Source organism: Mesorhizobium sp. WSM3868, assembly GCF_002294785.1.
Taxonomy (GTDB): domain Bacteria; phylum Pseudomonadota; class Alphaproteobacteria; order Rhizobiales; family Rhizobiaceae; genus Mesorhizobium.
Window position 1 is genome coordinate 165,348 of the sequence record NZ_NSGB01000007.1, and the last position, 17,002, is coordinate 182,349.

The 17,002-nt window shown below is 65.0% G+C and carries 14 protein-coding genes; 9 read left to right on the forward strand and 5 right to left on the reverse strand.

All coding sequences use genetic code 11. From position 1 onward, the window contains the following. Positions 1 to 3 precede the first annotated feature (3 nt). Positions 4 to 1,155 carry a citrate synthase family protein gene (locus CK221_RS13940; RefSeq protein ID WP_095778118.1) on the reverse strand — a complete coding sequence of 384 codons (1,152 nt, stop codon included), beginning with the start codon at positions 1,153 to 1,155 and terminating at the stop codon, positions 4 to 6. Between the two features lie 93 nt (positions 1,156 to 1,248). On the opposite strand from CK221_RS13940, the gene CK221_RS13945 reads away from it, so the two are divergent. From CK221_RS13945 to CK221_RS13970, 6 genes are all read left to right on the forward strand, one after another. Further along, positions 1,249 to 2,334 carry a citrate synthase/methylcitrate synthase gene (locus CK221_RS13945; RefSeq protein ID WP_095778119.1) on the forward strand — a complete coding sequence of 362 codons (1,086 nt, stop codon included), beginning with the start codon at positions 1,249 to 1,251 and terminating at the stop codon, positions 2,332 to 2,334. A gap of 201 nt (positions 2,335 to 2,535) precedes the next feature. Further along, positions 2,536 to 3,666: a patatin-like phospholipase family protein gene (locus CK221_RS13950; protein WP_095778120.1), complete on the forward strand. Its 1,131-nt coding sequence runs from the start codon at positions 2,536 to 2,538 to the stop codon at positions 3,664 to 3,666. 118 nt (positions 3,667 to 3,784) lie between these two features. Beyond that, positions 3,785 to 5,206, forward strand: a complete 1,422-nt coding sequence (locus CK221_RS13955; protein WP_095778121.1) for a coniferyl aldehyde dehydrogenase — start codon at positions 3,785 to 3,787, stop codon at positions 5,204 to 5,206. Positions 5,207 to 5,574: 368 nt separating this feature from the next. Further along, a complete protein-coding gene (locus tag CK221_RS13960) occupies positions 5,575 to 6,747 on the forward strand; it encodes an efflux RND transporter periplasmic adaptor subunit (protein WP_095778201.1) in 1,173 nt (390 codons plus the stop codon). 71 nt (positions 6,748 to 6,818) lie between these two features. Beyond that, on the forward strand, positions 6,819 to 9,995 hold the full coding sequence (locus CK221_RS13965) for an efflux RND transporter permease subunit (RefSeq protein ID WP_095778122.1): 3,177 nt from the start codon (positions 6,819 to 6,821) through the stop codon (positions 9,993 to 9,995). Between the two features lie 99 nt (positions 9,996 to 10,094). Next, a complete protein-coding gene (locus CK221_RS13970; protein WP_040991775.1) occupies positions 10,095 to 10,253 on the forward strand; it encodes a DUF3309 family protein in 159 nt (52 codons plus the stop codon). Between the two features lie 64 nt (positions 10,254 to 10,317). Here the strand turns inward: CK221_RS13970 and CK221_RS13975 are convergent, their stop codons facing one another. Beyond that, complete coding sequence (locus CK221_RS13975) at positions 10,318 to 11,274, reverse strand: SDR family oxidoreductase (protein WP_095778123.1); 957 nt, start codon at positions 11,272 to 11,274, stop codon at positions 10,318 to 10,320. 96 nt (positions 11,275 to 11,370) lie between these two features. Here CK221_RS13975 and CK221_RS13980 point away from each other — a divergent pair, with 96 nt between their 5' ends. Next, positions 11,371 to 12,285: a LysR family transcriptional regulator gene (locus tag CK221_RS13980; protein WP_095778124.1), complete on the forward strand. Its 915-nt coding sequence runs from the start codon at positions 11,371 to 11,373 to the stop codon at positions 12,283 to 12,285. Here the strand turns inward: CK221_RS13980 and CK221_RS13985 are convergent. The 3 genes from CK221_RS13985 to CK221_RS13995 form a co-directional block, all read right to left on the reverse strand. After that, entirely contained in the window at positions 12,243 to 13,424 is a 1,182-nt protein-coding gene (locus CK221_RS13985; protein WP_095778125.1) for an MFS transporter, read from the reverse strand. The genes CK221_RS13980 and CK221_RS13985 overlap by 43 nt on opposite strands. Before the next feature lie 229 nt (positions 13,425 to 13,653). Continuing rightward, positions 13,654 to 13,962, reverse strand: a complete 309-nt coding sequence (locus tag CK221_RS13990; protein WP_067001913.1) for a DUF1244 domain-containing protein — start codon at positions 13,960 to 13,962, stop codon at positions 13,654 to 13,656. A 29-nt stretch (positions 13,963 to 13,991) separates the two neighbouring features. After that, entirely contained in the window at positions 13,992 to 14,789 is a 798-nt protein-coding gene (locus CK221_RS13995; RefSeq protein WP_095778126.1) for an N-formylglutamate amidohydrolase, read from the reverse strand. Positions 14,790 to 15,033: 244 nt separating this feature from the next. Between CK221_RS13995 and CK221_RS14000 the strand changes: the two genes are divergently transcribed. Continuing rightward, on the forward strand, positions 15,034 to 15,522 hold the full coding sequence (locus CK221_RS14000) for a DUF1036 domain-containing protein (protein WP_095778202.1): 489 nt from the start codon (positions 15,034 to 15,036) through the stop codon (positions 15,520 to 15,522). After that, positions 15,519 to 16,946, forward strand: a complete 1,428-nt coding sequence (pyk, locus tag CK221_RS14005; RefSeq protein WP_067001918.1) for a pyruvate kinase — start codon at positions 15,519 to 15,521, stop codon at positions 16,944 to 16,946. Before CK221_RS14000 ends, pyk begins: the two co-directional genes overlap by 4 nt. The last annotated feature ends 56 nt before the right edge of the window (positions 16,947 to 17,002 follow it).

Here is a 17,002-nt window from a genome sequence, read left to right on the forward strand (position 1 = left end):
TGGCTAGCCGTCAGGTGTTCCTGCAGGGCCGTCATAGCGGGCTCGCGGCCTGATCGGCCTGTTGCTCGTCACCTGCTCGATGGCATGCGCCGTCCAGCCGATGCTGCGACCGAGCGCGAACAGGCGAAAGGGCGCGTCGGCGGGGAGATTGAGGCTGCGCGTCAGCGCGGCCAGCGCGAAGTCGACATTCGGGCGCATGCCTGTCGCGGCAAGGACGGCGTCGCGCAGATGCAGCAGACCGTCAGCGATATCGAGGTCGGGCAGCAGAGCCTCGGCGCGCGGATCGCCTTCGGGGTAAAGCTGATGGCCGAAGCCGGGCAGCGGCCGGTCGTGGGCCAGCCAGCGCGCGATCGTCTCGTCCGGCCCGAGCCGCTCGGCATCCTCGACCAGCGCGATGGCCGCGGCGCCGGCGCCGCCATGACGCGGGCCGGTAAGGGCAGCGAGCCCGGCAAGCAGGCAGGCCACGATCGGCGCGCCGGTCGAAGCGGCGACGCGTGCGGCGAAGGTCGAGGCGTTGAGCTCGTGATCGGCCAAAAGCACCAGCGCCTTGCGGATGAGATCGGCACCGGCAGCGTCGACCGACCAGCCGCGCGCCAGCCTTTCATGCACCGGCTCCGCCCCCGGGCTTGCACCGAGTGACGTCGCGAGCACGCTGGTGGCGCTGGCGCCATCCTGCTGCAGCATGCCCGGCCTGCGGCCGAGCGAAGGCCGGCCAGCCGCGGCAAGCGCCGACAATCTTGCAAAGGCCGTCGGGGGGCCGCTCTCGCGAACGATCGAAGGCGTCAGCGATGCGAAGGATATCGCGGCGCCGGATGCCCAAAGCAGGCTTGCTGCCTCCTCCAGCGTCGCTGTCGCGGCAAGCGCAACGGCATCCTTGCCGCGATAAACGAGGCGGCCGTGCAGCACGGTCGAGATGGCGGTGGTGATCGCCGGCTCGCCCCAGGCGATGGCGCTTTCGGCGATCGCCTGGGGGCTGCGCCCGCGCTCCCGGCGGGTGGCGAGCGCGTCTATGTCGTCGGCGCGATACTGGCTGCGGCGCGGGTCGGTCCCGTCGGGACGCATGCCGATGCGGCCGCGGCTGACATAGGCGTAAAGCGTCTGCGGCCGGACCTTGAGCCGCGCCAGCGCTTCCTCCCGCGTCAGCCATTCGGACATGTCCGTTCCGCCTCATATTGATTCAGTTGATCAAGATTGATGCGTTGATTGTAGAGCATTAACTGCAGTGCAAAAAGGGTCAAGGAGACAGTCATGGCAAACGGGCTCGAAGATGTTGTGGCGGCGGAGACGGTGCTTTCCGATGTCGACGGCGCGGGCGGCCATCTCACCATCCGAGGCCATTCGTTGACGGAACTCGCCGGGCACTGGCGCTACGGCCAGGTGGTCCGCCTCTTGTTCGACGGGTTCTTTGACGAGCTTCCCGGCGACGACGAGCTGGAGAAGGCGATCGGCAATGCGCGTGTCGAGATTTTCGAACGGCTGCAGCCGATGCTCGCTGAACTTCCAGCGCTCGACGTCTACAGCGGTATGCGCGCCGGCATCGCCCTTCTGCCCGACGGCGAGTCGCTCGCCGACGCGCTCCGGCTGATCGCGGCGCCGGCGGTGCTAACTCCGGCCCTGCTGCGGCTCGGACGCGGCGAGAAGCCTCTGACTCCGGACGCACGCGCCGATCATGCCAACGACATGCTGCGAATGCTCTCCGGCACGCCGTCGCCGGCCCTTGCCAAGGCGCTCGATACGTATCTGGTGACAGTCTGCGACCATGGGCTCAATGCCTCGACCTTCGCAACGCGGGTGGTGGCGTCGACGCAGGCGGGCTTGACCTCGGCGATCCTGGCCGGGCTCGGCGCGCTCAAAGGCCCGCTGCATGGCGGCGCGCCGGGGCCGGTGATCGAGATGCTCGACGCGATCGAGGCGAGCGGCGACGCGGCCGCCTGGCTGCGAAACGAGATCGCGCGCGGCGAGCGCATCATGGGCTTCGGCCATCGCATCTACCGCGTGCGCGACCCACGTGCCGACGTGCTGAAAGCCGTCGTGCGGCGGCTGGGCACACGTTATGAGACCGGCAGCCGGCTGGCCTTCGCCGAGACGGTGGAACAGGCGGCACTCGACGTGCTCAGGGTCGCCAAGCCGCAACGCTCGATCCAGACCAATGTCGAATTCTATACCGCGCTCCTGCTCGAAGCCGCGGGCTTCCCGAAGGAGGCGTTCTCCAACGTCTTTGCCGCCGGCCGCGTCGCCGGCTGGATTGCGCATGCGCGCGAGCAGCAGGCGACCGGACGCCTGATCCGGCCGCAGTCGCGCTATGTCGGGCCGGTGCCCGATCTCGTCGCCTGACGCCGCGAGCAAACCCTAATGCAATACTCCGCGTCCGGCAGCGGACAGTTTTTTCATGAGCGAAATTTCACCCGATCACGCTTGTGTGCTCGTGTTCTTGCCTTGGTCCGTCCTTATATGCTGCGCTGCAACATAGGCTGACGGCAGCGGTCCCGCTCCAATGACGCAGGGGCAGGCCGGCACATCGAGACAAGGAACGCCATGGCGAAGAACGGCAAGGCGGGGGACAAGAAGAAGATCAACATCGCGCTTCAGGGCGGCGGTTCGCACGGCGCCTTCTCCTGGGGCGTGCTCGATCGTTTGCTCGAAGACGGGCGGCTTGAGATCGCTGCCGTGTCCGGCACCAGCGCCGGCGCGATGAATGCGGTGGCGCTGGCCGACGGCTTCGTGCGCGGCGGCGTCGAGGGCGCGCGCACAAAGCTCGATGATTTCTGGCGTGCTGTGGCCTCGAAGGGGCGGTTCAGCCCGGTGCAACGCATGCCGTGGGACGTGGTCTGGGGGAACTGGTCGATCGAGAACACGCCCGGCTATTTCTTCTTCGACACCATGTCGCGGGTCTTCTCGCCTTACGTCGCCAATCCGCTCGGCCTCAACCCGCTGCGCGATGTGGTCGAGAAGGAGATCGACTTCGGCAACGTGCACGCCTGCAAGTCGATGGAGCTCTTCATTTCGGCGACCAATGTCGAGACCGGGCAGCTGCGCGTCTTCTCGGATGGCGAGATCGACCTCGACACGGTGATGGCGTCGGCCTGCCTGCCGCAATTGTTCCGCGCCGTCGAGATCAAGGGCGTGCCCTATTGGGATGGCGGCTATGGCGGCAATCCGGCGCTCTATCCCTTCTTCAAGACTGCGGCGACCGAGGACGTGCTGCTCGTGCAGATCAATCCGGTGGTGCGCGAAGGCACGCCGAAGAGTGCCAACGAGATCCAGAACCGCATCGACGAGATCACCTTCAATGCCGGGCTGCTGCGCGAATTCCGCTCGATCGCCTTCGTCAAGGAACTGATCGCGGCGGGACGCCTGCCGCATGGCGAATACCGCGACATCCGCATGCACCGCATCGATGCCGACGAGGCTTTCAAGGATCTGTCGGCCTCGTCCAAGGTCAACGCCGAATGGGCCTTCCTCGCCTATCTGCGGGACCTTGGCCGCAGTGCGGCCAGCGACTGGCTGGAGGAAAACTACGACGCGGTCGGCAGCCGACCGACGCTCGACCTCTCGGGCGAGCTCGACGACGGCTTCAAGCCGATGCGCGGCCCGGCCCCGGGCCGGCGGGTCAAGGAATTCCTCGCCGCGCGCATCAAGCCAGAGTCAGCGCGCCGGCGAGCCTAGTTGCCCAACCCTGTCGCACGTTTCAGCAGGCGCTGAGGTTTCCCTTGCGGAACCGGCGATATGCTGGATTCACCTCCGTCGCGCGAGTAGTTTACCTCGACGTAAACGGGAGGCAGCGATGCTGCAGACCAGACAGAACTCTCTCGGGGTCAAGTTTGAGGCGCAGTGCAGGGCCTTCGAGAAGGACCCCTTTCCTGGCCTCGCAGTGCGCAAGGATCGGCTGAAGCGGCTGCTGGCGCTGACCGAAAAGCATGAAGCCGAGATCTGCACGGCGATCGACAGCGATTTCACTGGACGGGCGGCGCAGGAAACGCGGCTTGCGGAACTGTTCGTCGTTCGCGCCGGCATCAAGCACGCCATCCGGCATCTGCGCGGCTGGATGCGCGAGCGCCGCGTCGCCACCAGCCTGCCGTTCCTGCCGGGGCGCAACCGCCTTCTGCCGCAGCCGCTCGGGGTCGTCGGCATCGTCTCGCCCTGGAACTATCCGTTCCAGCTTGCCATCGCGCCGGCAACTGCCGCTCTAGCCGCCGGCAACCGGGTGCTGCTCAAGCCGTCCGAGCTGACGCCGAACTTTTCGGACCTGCTCGCCCGGTTGGTCGAAGAGCATTTTTCTTCCGACGAGATGAGCGTTGTGGTCGGCGATGCCGAAGTCGGCAAGACATTCGTGTCCATGCCTTTCGATCATCTCCTGTTCACCGGCTCCACCGCGGTCGGCCGGCAGGTGGCGCTGGCCGCGGCCGCCAATCTGACGCCGGTGACGCTCGAACTTGGCGGCAAGTCGCCGGCGATCTTCGATGCGTCGTGCAATCTCGACGCTGCGGTCGCGAGCGTCGCCTACGGCAAGCTCTTGAATGCGGGCCAGACCTGCATCGCACCCGACTATCTGATGGTCCCGCAAGGGCAAGGCGCGGCGATCGCCGCAAAACTTGCCGGCGCGATGACGCAGCTCTATCCGCGCCTGGGCGACAATCCCGACTACACGGCGATCGTCAGCGAACGGCACCAGCGGCGCCTGAGCGACATGGTCGCCGAGGCGCGCGAAAGCGGCGCCGATGTCACCGAGGTCAACCCGGCAAATGAAAGGCTTGGCGTGAGCGACCGCAAGATGGCGCCGGTCCTGGTCAGGAACGCCGGCGAGACTTTGCGGCTGATGCGCGAGGAAATCTTCGGGCCGGTGCTGCCGATCGTTGAATACGGCGCGGTAGATGGGGCAATCGATCACGTGAACCGCGGCGAGCGTCCGCTCGCCCTCTATTGGTTCGGCAAGAACAGCGCCAATCGCCAAAGGATCATGCGAGAAACCGTTGCCGGCGGCGTGACGATCAACGACAGCATGATGCATCTGGTGCAGGAACGGCAGCCATTCGGCGGCGTCGGCGAGAGCGGCATGGGCGCCTATCACGGCGAATGGGGTTTCCGCACCTTCAGCAAGGAAAAGCCGATCTTCGTCCAATCCAGGCTGAGTGCCGGGGCCCTGCTCAGGCCGCCTTATGGCCGCACATTCGAGCGGCTGTTCCGCTTGCTTAACCTGATCACCTGATCGGATTTATTTTCGGATTGGGCGCGTCCTCTGATTGCCCCATGCCAATGCGACATGTCATTTCGCAAAAAAATTCTTCATCATACTGACGCCTGCTGCCATTGAGTGTCCGATCGGCTGAAAAACCGGCCCCGATTGAGAAAAGCCAAGCAGTCCAGCATGTAAAACGCGGAAAAAACCAGCGCCCCAAGCTCGGCGGCGCAATAATCCATCAAAGTTTCTGACTGTTTTGCGCAACGGCTTTGCGGTAGAAGCGCGCTTCGCCGATCACGGCAAATTGAAGATGGCTCTGCGCGCCCCCATATCGGCCGCGCGCCCGGGGATCGAAACCGTCGACCTCGCCCAAGCCTGCAACGGAAAAAATGACGATGCCGAAAATCAGGTTTCACAAGCTTGCAGCCATTGCTGTGCTCATCGGATTCGCTGCCTGGATGGCAACGGGCGAGTTCTCGTCCGTGGGCAGCGCCGCCGATCACCAGAAGCAGGGAGAAGCAGGCAAAGCCGCCCAGTCCGGCGCCGAAAAGCCGAAGACGGCGGAGGCCGAGCCGAAGGGAGCATTGCGCACCGTCGCGGTGGTGACGCCGCCGCGCAAAACCTTCGCGCGGGCGATACGGATCTCGGGCCTGACCGAAGCCGACAAGCGCGCTGTGCTTGCTGTCCGCGTCGCCGGGGTCATCGACAAGCTGCCGGTCAAGCAGGGCGATCACGTCAAGACCGGCGACCTCGTTCTGATGCTTGCCGCCGAGGAGAAGCTCTCGAATGTCGACAATGCCAGGCAGCTGCTGGCGCAGCGCAAGGCCGAGCTCGACGCAGCCGAACGGCTGGCCAAGACCGGCAATCTGCCCAAGCTGCAGCTCGACACCGCTCGGTCGAACCTGACGGCGTCGCAGTCCATGCTGGAGACGGCGCAGGCCGAACTCGACCGCAACGAAGTGAAGGCGCCTTTCGACGGCGTCATCGACCGCGTGCCCGTCGAGCTCGGCAGCTCGGTGATGCAGGGCGGCGAGGTGGCCACCATCCTCAAGCTCGACCCGGTGATCGCGCGCGGCGAGATCAGCGAGCGCGACCTGCGCTACATCAAGATCGGCGACCACGCCAATGTGCGCCTTGTCAACGACCAGAAGGTTACCGGCACGGTGCGCTACATCAGCCGTGACGCCTCCTCGCAGACCCGCACCTTCCGTGTCGAGGTGGCCATCCCCAATGCCGACGGCTCCATCCCCGCCGGCATGACGGCCGAGATCACGCTCAGCGCCCAGCCGACCGATGCGGTCATGCTGCCACGCTCGGTGGTGACGCTGGGCGACAAGGGCGACCTCGGCATCCGCGCCGTCGGCAAGGACGACAAGGTGGCGTTCTTCCCGATCGACCTCGTCGACGACACGCCGAAGGGACTGGTGCTCGGCGGCATACCGCAGGACGCGCGCATCATCGTCGCCGGCCAGGAACTGGTGAAGGAAGGCGATCTGGTGAAGCCGGTCGAGGCCGACCAGGCAACCATCAACAAGCTGATCAGCGAAGCCTCCGCCGGCACGCAATAGCGCGGCCGCGCCGGCTCGGCCGGCGCCGCTGGCCAATGTCGCGGCTTCCAGGGAAACAGCAGGCATAAGTCATGGACATCGTCAGACTCGCCATTCACAACGCCCGCCTCACAATATCGGCGCTGATGTTCCTGCTTGTCGCGGGCTGGGTCGCCTATCAGTCGACGCCGAAGGAAGCGGAGCCGGACGTTCCAATTCCGATGATGTATGTCAGCCTGATCTACCAGGCCATTTCGCCGGAGGACTCAGAACGGCTGCTGCTCAGGCCGATGGAAAGCAAGCTCAAGAGCCTGAAGGGGCTTAAGGAGATGCGCTCGGCCGCCTTCCAGGGCGGCGGCTACGTGCTGGTCGAGTTCCAGCCGCAGACCAATCTGGCCACCGCGCTGCAGGACACGCGCAGCAAGGTGCAGGACGCCAAGGCCGACCTGCCGCAGGCGGCGGAGGAGCCGACCGTCACTGAAGTCAACGTCTCGGAATTCCCCGTTCTCGTCGTCACGCTTTCCGGCGACGTGCCGGAGCGCGTGCTCACGTCGGCGGCGCGCGAATTGCGTGATCGCATCGAGGAGGTGCCGGGCGTGCTCGAAGGCTCGCTGCAGGGCGCGCGCGACGATCTGGTTGAAGTCGTCATCGATCCCGTGAAGCTCTCCTCCTACGGACTCCAGCTCGATCAGGTCATCCAGGGCGTCGGCGCCTCCAACAGCCTGGTCGCGGCCGGCAATCTCGAAGGCTCCGAGGGCAAGTACGCCGTCAAGGTGCCGTCGCTGATCGAGACGCCCGAGGACGTCGCCAAGCTGCCGGTCGTCGCCACGCCCAATGCCGTGGTGCAGGCCAAGGACGTCGCCACCATCCGCTCCACCTTCAAGGACGCCGAGACGGTGACCCGCCTCGACGGCAAGCCGGCGATCGCCATCGAGGTGAAGAAGCGCATCGGCGCCAACCTGATCGACACGCTGAACCATGTTCGGGAAGTGTCCGACACCTTCATCAAGACGATGCCGGAAGGCATGCACGTCACCTACACGCAGGACAAGTCGGTCTTCGTCAACCAGCTTTTGGGCGACCTGCAGAACCATGTGATGATCGCGGTCATCCTGGTGTTCATCGTCATCCTCTACGCGCTGTCGGGACGCGCCTCGCTGCTCATCGGCCTTGCCATTCCGTCGTCCTTCCTGATCGGCATCCTGCTGCTTGCGATGATGGGCTACACGATCAACATGATCGTGCTGTTCAGCCTCATCCTGGCGGTCGGGATGCTGGTCGACGATGCCATCATCGTCACTGAATTCGCCGAGCGGCGCATGAGCGAGGGCATGCCGAAGGCCGATGCCTTCGCGCTAGCAGCCAAGCGCATGGCCGGCCCGGTGATCGCAGCGACAATGACGCGCATCGCCGCCTTCTCGCCGCTGCTCTTCTGGCCCGGCATCATCGGCGACTTCATGAAGTACATGCCGATCACGCTGATCGTGACGCTGTCGGCCTCGATGCTCTATGCGCTGGTCTTCGCGCCGACGCTCGGCGCCATCTTCGCCAAGGCGCCGGCGCATCACGAGGACAGCGATCGCGACGGCTGGTATATGGCTCTGGTCAAACAGGCGGTGCGTTTCCCGATCACCGTCATCCTGCTCACCGTAGGCCTGCTGGTCGGCGTCGGTTTCGCCTATTCGAAATACGGCGCCGGCGTCGAGTTCTTCCCCAGCGTCGAGCCGGATTACGGCCTGCTCTATGTGCATGCCCGCGGCAACCTTTCGCTGGCCGAAATGGACGCCGCAACCAAGACGGCGGAAAGCCGCCTGCTCGGCTGGCCCGGCGTTAAATCGGTCTATACGCGCGTCGGCAAGACGCAAGGCGGCGGCCAGGACATCCCGGAAGACGTGGTCGGGGTGATCCAGTACGAATTCGTCGACTGGCGCGAGCGCAAATCCGCCAACCAGATCCTCGACGATTTGCGTGGCGTCATGGCCGGCATTCCCGGGGTCGATGTCGAAGTGCGCGTGCCCGAGGCCGGCCCGCCGACCGGCAAGCCGATCCAGATTAGGCTTTCGGCCGCCGACCCGGCTGGGCTCGACGACAAGGCGCGCGCCGTCGCCGCGCGCATCGCCAAGATCCCCAACGTGATCGATGTTTCCGACGGCCTGCCGCCGCCCGGCGTCGACTGGGCGCTTGAGGTCGATCGCGCCAAGGCAGCGCAATACGGCATCAGCCCGACCTCGGTGGGCACGGTGGTGCAGCTGGTGACGAACGGTCTCAAGCTGTCGGAGTACCGGCCGGCCGGCGCCGACGACGCCGTCGACATTCGCCTGCGTCTGCCGGAAGACCGGCGCACGCTCTCGACGCTCGACGAGCTCAGGGTGCAGACCTCGCAAGGCTCGGTGCCGATCTCGAACTTCGTGGTCAGGAAGCCCGAGCCGACAGTCGGCGTCCTCAACCGCATCGATGGCGCGCGCACCGTGGTGGTGCAAGCCAATGTCAGCGCCGGCGCGCAAGTGGCAGCGGTGCAGGCGGAAGTCACCAAGGCCGTGGCCGACATGGATCTCGGCAGCGGCATACGCTGGAAGCTCGCTGGCTCCAACGAGGACAGCGCGGAAGCCAGCGCCTTCCTCAGCAAGGCTTTCGGCGCCGCGATCTTCCTGATCTTCCTGGTGCTGCTCGCGCAGTTCAACAAGTTCACCAGCGTGTGGCTTGTTCTCTCCTGCGTCGTCATGGCGACCATCGGCGTGTTCCTCGGGCTGCTTCTGACAGGGGAGGCCTTCGGCATCGTCATGTCGGGCATCGGCGTCATTGCGCTTGCCGGCGTGGTGGTGAACAACAACATCGTGCTCATCGACACCTATGACCGGCTGCGCGAGGAAGGCTGGGACAAGATGGATGCCGTGCTGCAGACCTGCCGCGAACGCGCCAGGCCCGTGGTGTTGACGGCGGTCTCGGCGATCCTCGGCGTGCTGCCGATCGCCTTCGGCCTCGGTCTCGAAATCTTCCATCACGAGACGACGATCAACGCGCCATCGACGCAATGGTGGATTTCGCTGTCGTCGGCGATCGTCTTCGGCCTGTCCTTCGCCACCTTGCTGACGCTGGTGGTGACGCCCTCGATGCTGATGGTGTTCACCCGCGCCAAGGTGAAGCCCGGCGCCCGGCGTGGCTGGTTCGGCCGCCTGTTCCGCCGCGGCAAGGGCGAGCTCTCGACAGGCGAGCCGGTAGCGGAAGCCAATGCCGAGCCGGCGGTCGCCTTCCCGAAAGCCGCCGAGTAGGGCGACTTCGCAACTCAGGTACATGGAAGCCGCTCGGGAACTACCGGGCGGCTTTTTGCATTGTTCCCTCGAAGTTCAACCAGACGGCGAGGGTTTTCAATGACGATCGGTACAATTCTCGTAATAATCCTGATCCTGATCCTGATCGGCGCCGTGCCGGCATGGCCGCACTCGCGGTCTTGGGGCTATGGGCCTTCGGGGATTGTGGGAGTCATTCTGGTAGTGTTGCTGATCCTGCTTTTGATGGGCAGGATCTGAACCGACGACGATTTGCGGCCGGGCCTTGAAGTCCGGCCGTTTTCATCTTGAGGTTGTTCTTTGCTCAGGCGGCCTGACGCATGGGCGCGACGGCTATGCCGAGGTCTTGCATGGCTTCCGCCACTGCTCGGGCGAGCGGGGTGTGCGGGATTTCGCCGATGACCTTTTCCAGGCGCGCTGACGCCAGCCGGTGCGGCTCGAAGCGCAGGTAGGACATCGAGACGATCTCGCGCCACATGGTTACGAACGGGCTGCCGGCGCGCAGCACCCACCAGGGCATGAAGGTGAGTTTCAGCTTGCGGCCGAGCGCCTTTTCGGCGGCGGCCTTGATGTCGAGATCGGTGACGGCGTGGCCGGGGAAATTGATGGCCTCGTAAAAGCCGAGCTTATCGAGATTGCGCGCCAGTGCGACAAAAGCCACCGCGAAGTCGGGCAGATAGGCCCATTCGTGCACGAGCTTGGCCGGGCCGGCGGCGGTGTAGACCCCCTTTTCCATCTTGGCGGCGACGACGAGATCGAACCAGCCGCCGCTGCCGGTGCCGCCGAAGAAGTCGCCGGCCCTAAGCAGAATGGTGCGCACGCGGCCCGCATCGGCTTCGCGACGGAAAAGCTCCTCCATGGCGACGCGGATGCGGCCCTTGTCGGTGGTAGGATGGAAAGGCGTTTCCTCGGTGATCACCTGCGGCATCGGCGAGCCGTAATTATAGACAGTGCCCGGGAAGAGATGCAGCGCGCCGTTGGCCCGACAGGCTGCCATGACGTTCTCGGCCATCGGCAGGCATTTGCCCCAGTCGGTATAGATCGGGTTCAAGCCATTGAAGATGATGTCGACGCCTTGCGTGGCGCGGATCAGCGACTGGCGGTCCAGCGCGTCGCCGGCGACGGCAATAGCGCCCTTAAGCTCGGCCGGCACCTTGCCGGTGCGGGTGACGGCGCGAACGTCAAAACCGGCGTCGATGAAGGCCTTGGCAACCACGCGTCCGAGCCGGCCATTGGCGCCCAGAATTGCGATCTTGGTCATTGTTCGTCTCCGTTTTTTGTGTTTGCCCGCTTAATTTGACCTCTTCAAAGCCGAATGGAAATTGACTAAGGCTGGCACTCTGTTATTCAAAAACGAATGAATGAATTCGACTGGAATCTGATCAAGAGCTTCGTCGCGGTGGCCGAGACCGGCAGCCTTTCGGCCGCCGCGCGCCAGCTCGCATCAAGCCAGCCCACGCTCGGCCGCCACATCGCCGACTTGGAGCAGGCGCTCGGCGTCACGCTGTTCCGGCGCGGGCGGCGCGGCTACGAACTGACGGAGGCAGGCAGCGCACTCTACGAGCGCGGAAAGGCAGTCAGCGAGCAGGCCAATGCATTCTCATTGCTTGCGCTGGGCTCGGTCGAGGCGATCGAGGGTACGGTGCGCATCGCTGCCTCGGAGGTGGTTGCGGCCTGCGTGCTGCCGCAGATCACGGCGCGCCTTGGCGAGGAAGAGCCGGGCATCGAGGTCGAGATCGTCGCTTCCAACCAGGTCGAGAACCTGCTGCGGCGCGACGCCGACATCGCCATCCGCATGGTCAGGCCGGCGCAGAACGAGCTGATGGCGCGCAAGGTCACGGATATCGCGCTCTGCATATGTGCTGCGAAATCCTATCTCGACCGGCATGGACGCCCGCAGAAGCCGAGCGATCTCGTCGACCATCCTTTGGTCGGATTCGACCGCAGCGATGAGATCGTTCGCGGCCTTACCGCGTTTGGCATCCCGGTCAGCCGCAGCAACTTCCGCTTCAGGACCGACAACCAGATCGTGCTGTGGGAAGCGGTGCGGGCCGGCAATGGCATCGGCATCGGCCAGGAGCCGCTCGCTAGCCGCGATCCTCGACTGGAGAAGCTGTTGCCGGAGGTTCCCTTGCCCGTGCTGCCGGTGTGGCTTGCGATGCACCGTGACGTGCGCACCAGCATGCGGATCCGCCGCGTGGCGGATTTCCTGCATGAAGAGCTGAAGCGCTACTCCGCCGGCGCAGGCTCGGCGGCGAATTCGGCGCGGTGAGCGAGGTTCGCCATCAAGAGCACGATGACCAGCAGGCCGGAAAGCGCGACGAAGATCGGGCCGAAGCTCGATTGCTCGGCGACGAAGCCGATCGCCGACGGCGCCACCAGGATTCCTGAATAGCCCATGGTGGTGACGACGCTCATGCCGGTGCCGGAAGACAAGCCTTCCTGGTTGCCGCCGGCCGAAAACAGGATCGGCACCATATTGGCGATGCCGAAACCGCAGAAGGCGAAAGCGGCAATGGCAAGATAAGGCGAGGGGGAGAGGCCGGCCACGAGCATGCCGGCGGCAGCGACAAGCGCCGAGCCGCGCAGCGTCGCCACCGCGCCGAAGCGGTTGCGCACGCCGTCGCCGAGAAAGCGCATGAGCGCCATGACGCCGGAGAAGGCAGCATAGGCGAGGCCGGCAATCGCAAGGTCGGCGCCGAGCTCCTGCTGAAGGTAGAGCGCGGCCCAGTCAAGTACGGCGCCCTCTGAGACCATGGTGAGCAGCGCCATCAACCCGACCAGATAGACAATTGTGTTCCGCGGCAGCGTAAATTTCTGATGCCCGGCGGCCTGCGGCCTGTCGTCGGCGATGAGGTAGCGAACAGCAAAGGCGATGACCAAAAAGGCGAGCGCCGTCACCGCAATCGCATGCGCGAGATAGCCGTAGTTCTGAATGGAGTAGCCACCAAGCGCGCCGCCGGCGAAGCCGCCGAGGCTCCAGAAGCCATGCGAGGACGACATGATGGCGCGGGAGAGCCGTCGTTCGACGATCACCGCGTTGGAATTCATGGCGACGTCCATGCCGCCGATCGAGCCGCCGAAGACGAGCATCGCGAGGGCCGCGAGCGGCACGTTGGGCGCAAGTGCCACGACCAGCAGGCCGAAACTGCCGCAGATGCCGAACCAGCGCAGCACGGGGCGCGAGCCGTGCCTGGAAATGAGATGGCCGCACCAGGTCATCGCCATCACCGCGCCGACACCAAACAACAGGATCAGCAGGCCGAGCGTGAATTTCGAGATGTCCAGCCGGGTCAGAAACACCGGGATCTGCGGCGCCCAACTGCCGGTGAGAAAGCCATTGGCCAGGAAAATGCCGGCAACGGCCCAGCGGCCGCGCGTCGCGGCTTGCCTTGTGGTTTGCACGCTCATGGTTTGAAGTCCGAATGCTTTGCGCGGCAAATTAGATCGATTCAATTTGTAGTCAAGAAGCGCTCTGGCAGAAGCGTTGGACCAAGAGGCGCGGACCTGTGAGGAATGGGCCCTACTTTGGAGATTTGGCCGAAACGCCTCCTTCGCCATCCATGGGCGAAGCAGGAGCGAAGCGACGCGCGCAGACCCTGGGATGACAAAGCAGCAGGGGCGAGCCAAATAGGACCGTTCAATGATCCTTCGGCCGCCTGGCCTCGAACTCAGCCTTCTTGGCCTCGGAGGCTTCGGTCTGGTTGAGCGCCTGCCATTGGGCATAGGGCATGCCATAGATGATCTCGCGCGATTCGTCCTTTGTCAGCGCAATGCCGTCGGCCTCGGCCGCCTCGCGATACCAGTTCGACAGGCAGTTGCGGCAGAAGCCGGCCAGGTTCATCAGGTCGATGTTCTGGACGTCACCGCGTGCGCGCAGATGCTCGACCAGCCGGCGGAAGGCGGCGGCCTCGAAATCGCGTTTCCGTTCTTCGCTGAGTTCGGTCATTTCGTGGTCCCCGGCCTCTCGGCCGTTTTTTAGGCCGGCCCGGTGCGCGAGCCGAACATCTTCACCTCGTGTATATCGGCACGGCGGTCGACGGCGTCAACGATCGGAGCCAATCGCTCCGCCCATTGAACAGCGCCAGCGCGGTCGGCGATCAAGTCCTGACGGATCTCGAGCAGGGCATGGGCATAGCCGTTGACAATGGCATGGCGGAACATGGTGTCGCCGCGCAGCGCGCCGTCATAGGGCTCGTTGTCGCCGACGATGAGCGCCTTGTCTTCGGCCAGCATGTCGATCAGCGGCCGCGCAACGCGGTCGTCGCGGTCCCACAAGATGCCGACATGCCAGGGGCGGATGAAGCCTTGCATGCGAGGGGTGAAGGAGTGCACCGAGAAGATGAACGGCGCTTTGCCGGAGGCCTGCGCGACCGAGGAAATCATCGCCCCGACGGCGTCGTGATAGGGACGGTAGAAGCGGTCGAGCCGTCTCTCCCGCTCCTCGGCGGCCATGGGATAGTTTCCCGGCACGACGGTGCCGTCATAGAGCTGGCGGATCAGCGTCGGGTCGTCCTCGCCCCGGTTGGGGTCGATCAGAAGGCGGGAGAAGCCGGCCAGCACGGCCGGCGCATCGAGCGCGGCCGCCAACTCGCGCGTCACCGTCTCGACGCCGATATCATAGGCGATGTGGCGATCGAACTCGGCAGCCGGCAGGCCGAGGCTGCCATATTCTTCCGGCAGGTCGCGGCGGGCGTGATCGGCCAGAAGCACGATGCCCTTCTTGCGGTCGCCCTCGACGATGTCGAAGGGCGCGAAAGCTGTGGATCGGGTCATCGGCTGAAAACGGTCTGTTCGCTGGCGTCCGGGCGGGGTGGTATCGTCATTCCACGAAGAGGACTGAGGCGCAATGCCGTTGTTTGGCCACGGTTTCTGCAAAGAATCCCGGATGGGACGCCAAATCGTCCACCGGACCCTTCTAAATCGATTGGAATTGAATAAAACGGCGCGTTGACATGCGCCCGGAGTTTGCTGAAAAGGTGCTTCGACGATGCAGATGTGGTTCGCCAAGGGTTTTGGATTGGGTTGCGCCGGCAGGTTGCGCAAGCGCCTGAGCCTGCCGCTCCTGATCTTTGGCGCGGGCCTGTGCGCGCTCGCCGCGACCTCGCCGGCGCGCGCCGACTTCCGCGTCTGCAACGCGACGCAGAACCTGGTCGGCGTCGGCATCGGCTATCGGGCGAAGGCCGGTTGGATCACCGAGGGCTGGTGGCACATCGAGGGATCGACCTGCAAGACGCTGATCGAGGGGCCGCTGTCATCAAGGTTTTACTATCTTTATGCAGAAGACGCCGAGCGCGGCGGGCGTTGGGACGGCCCGATCAACATGTGCGTCGCCGAAAAAGAGTTCAAGATTGCCGGCGTGAATGATTGCGTCGCCCGGGGCTTTCAGCGCGCCGGATTTCAGGAATATGACACGGGCGAGCAGGCAAGCTGGATGGTCCAGCTGACTGACGAGCCCGCAACGGGCGGCGCGCAAGCGGCTCCCGCTCCGGGAACGAACAATCAATGAGACGTAACCGCAAGGTCAAGATCCTCGCCACCATCGGTCCGGCTTCCTCCTCCGAGGAGATGCTGCGAAAGCTCTTCGAGGCAGGCGCCGACGTCTTCCGCATCAATATGAGCCATACCGACCATGAGCTGATGCGCACGCTTGTCGGCCGCATCCGAGCCGTCGAGGCGGCGGTCGGGCGGCCGATCGGCATTCTCGCCGATCTGCAGGGGCCAAAGCTCAGGGTCGGCAAGTTCGCCAATGGCAGGGAAGCGCTGACCGTCGGCCAGACCTTCACGCTGGATGACAGTCCGGAACCCGGCACGTCGAAGCGCGTCTACCTGCCGCATCCGGAAATCCTGAACTCGGTCGAGGCCGGTCACCGTCTTTTGATCGATGACGGCAAGCTGGAGCTCAAGGCGGTCAAGAGCGACGGCAAGTCGATCACCTGCACGGTGGTCGCCGGCACTGGCATCTCCGACAAGAAGGGCGTCAGCCTGCCCGACACCGATCTGCCGGTCGGCGCGCTGACCGAGAAGGACCGCGCCGATCTCGACGCGGTGCTGGCGGCAAGCGTCGACTGGGTGGCGCTGTCCTTCGTGCAGCGGCCGGAGGATCTGGCCGAAGCGCGCAAGATCGCGCGCGGCCGGGCCCTCATCATGGCCAAGATCGAAAAGCCGCAGGCGGTGGCGCGCCTGGCCGAGATCATCGAACTCTCCGACGCGCTGATGGTCGCACGCGGCGATCTCGGCGTCGAGATGCCGCTCGAGGCGGTGCCCGGCATTCAGAAGCAGATCACGCGCGCCGCCCGCCGCGCCGGCAAGCCGGTGGTGATCGCGACCCAGATGCTGGAATCGATGATCACCGCACCCGTGCCGACCCGCGCGGAGGTCTCGGATGTGTCGATCGCCGTCTTCGAAGGCGCGGACGCGATCATGCTTTCGGCCGAATCCGCCGCCGGCGCCTACCCGGTCGAGGCGGTCGCGATGATGAACCGCATTGCCACCAAGGTCGAAGCCGACCCGACTTATGCCGGCATCATCAACGCCCAGCGCTCGGAACCGGAAGCGACCGGGGCCGACGCCATTTCTCTCGCTGCGCGCGAGATCGCGGAGACGCTGAAACTGTCGGCGATCATTTCCTACACCGCCTCTGGAACAACTGGTCTGCGCGCCGCGCGCGAACGGCCGCAAGTGCCGATCGTGGCGCTGTCGCCGATCGTCAACACGGCGCGCCGGCTCTCGCTTCTGTGGGGTACGCATTGCGTGGTCTCGGAGGACGCTATCGACCTCGACGATATGGTCGACCGCGCCTGCCGCATTGCCCTCGAGGAAGGCTTCGGCAAGCCCGGCGACCGCGTCATCATCACGGCGGGCGTGCCGCTGAGGACGCCCGGCTCGACCAACATGCTGCGCATAGCCTATGTCGGATCAGAGACGCACTAAGCTATGCCCGTATTCAGGTGGGTCCGGCCTATGAGGCGCGCCTCCCTGCGCTTCCG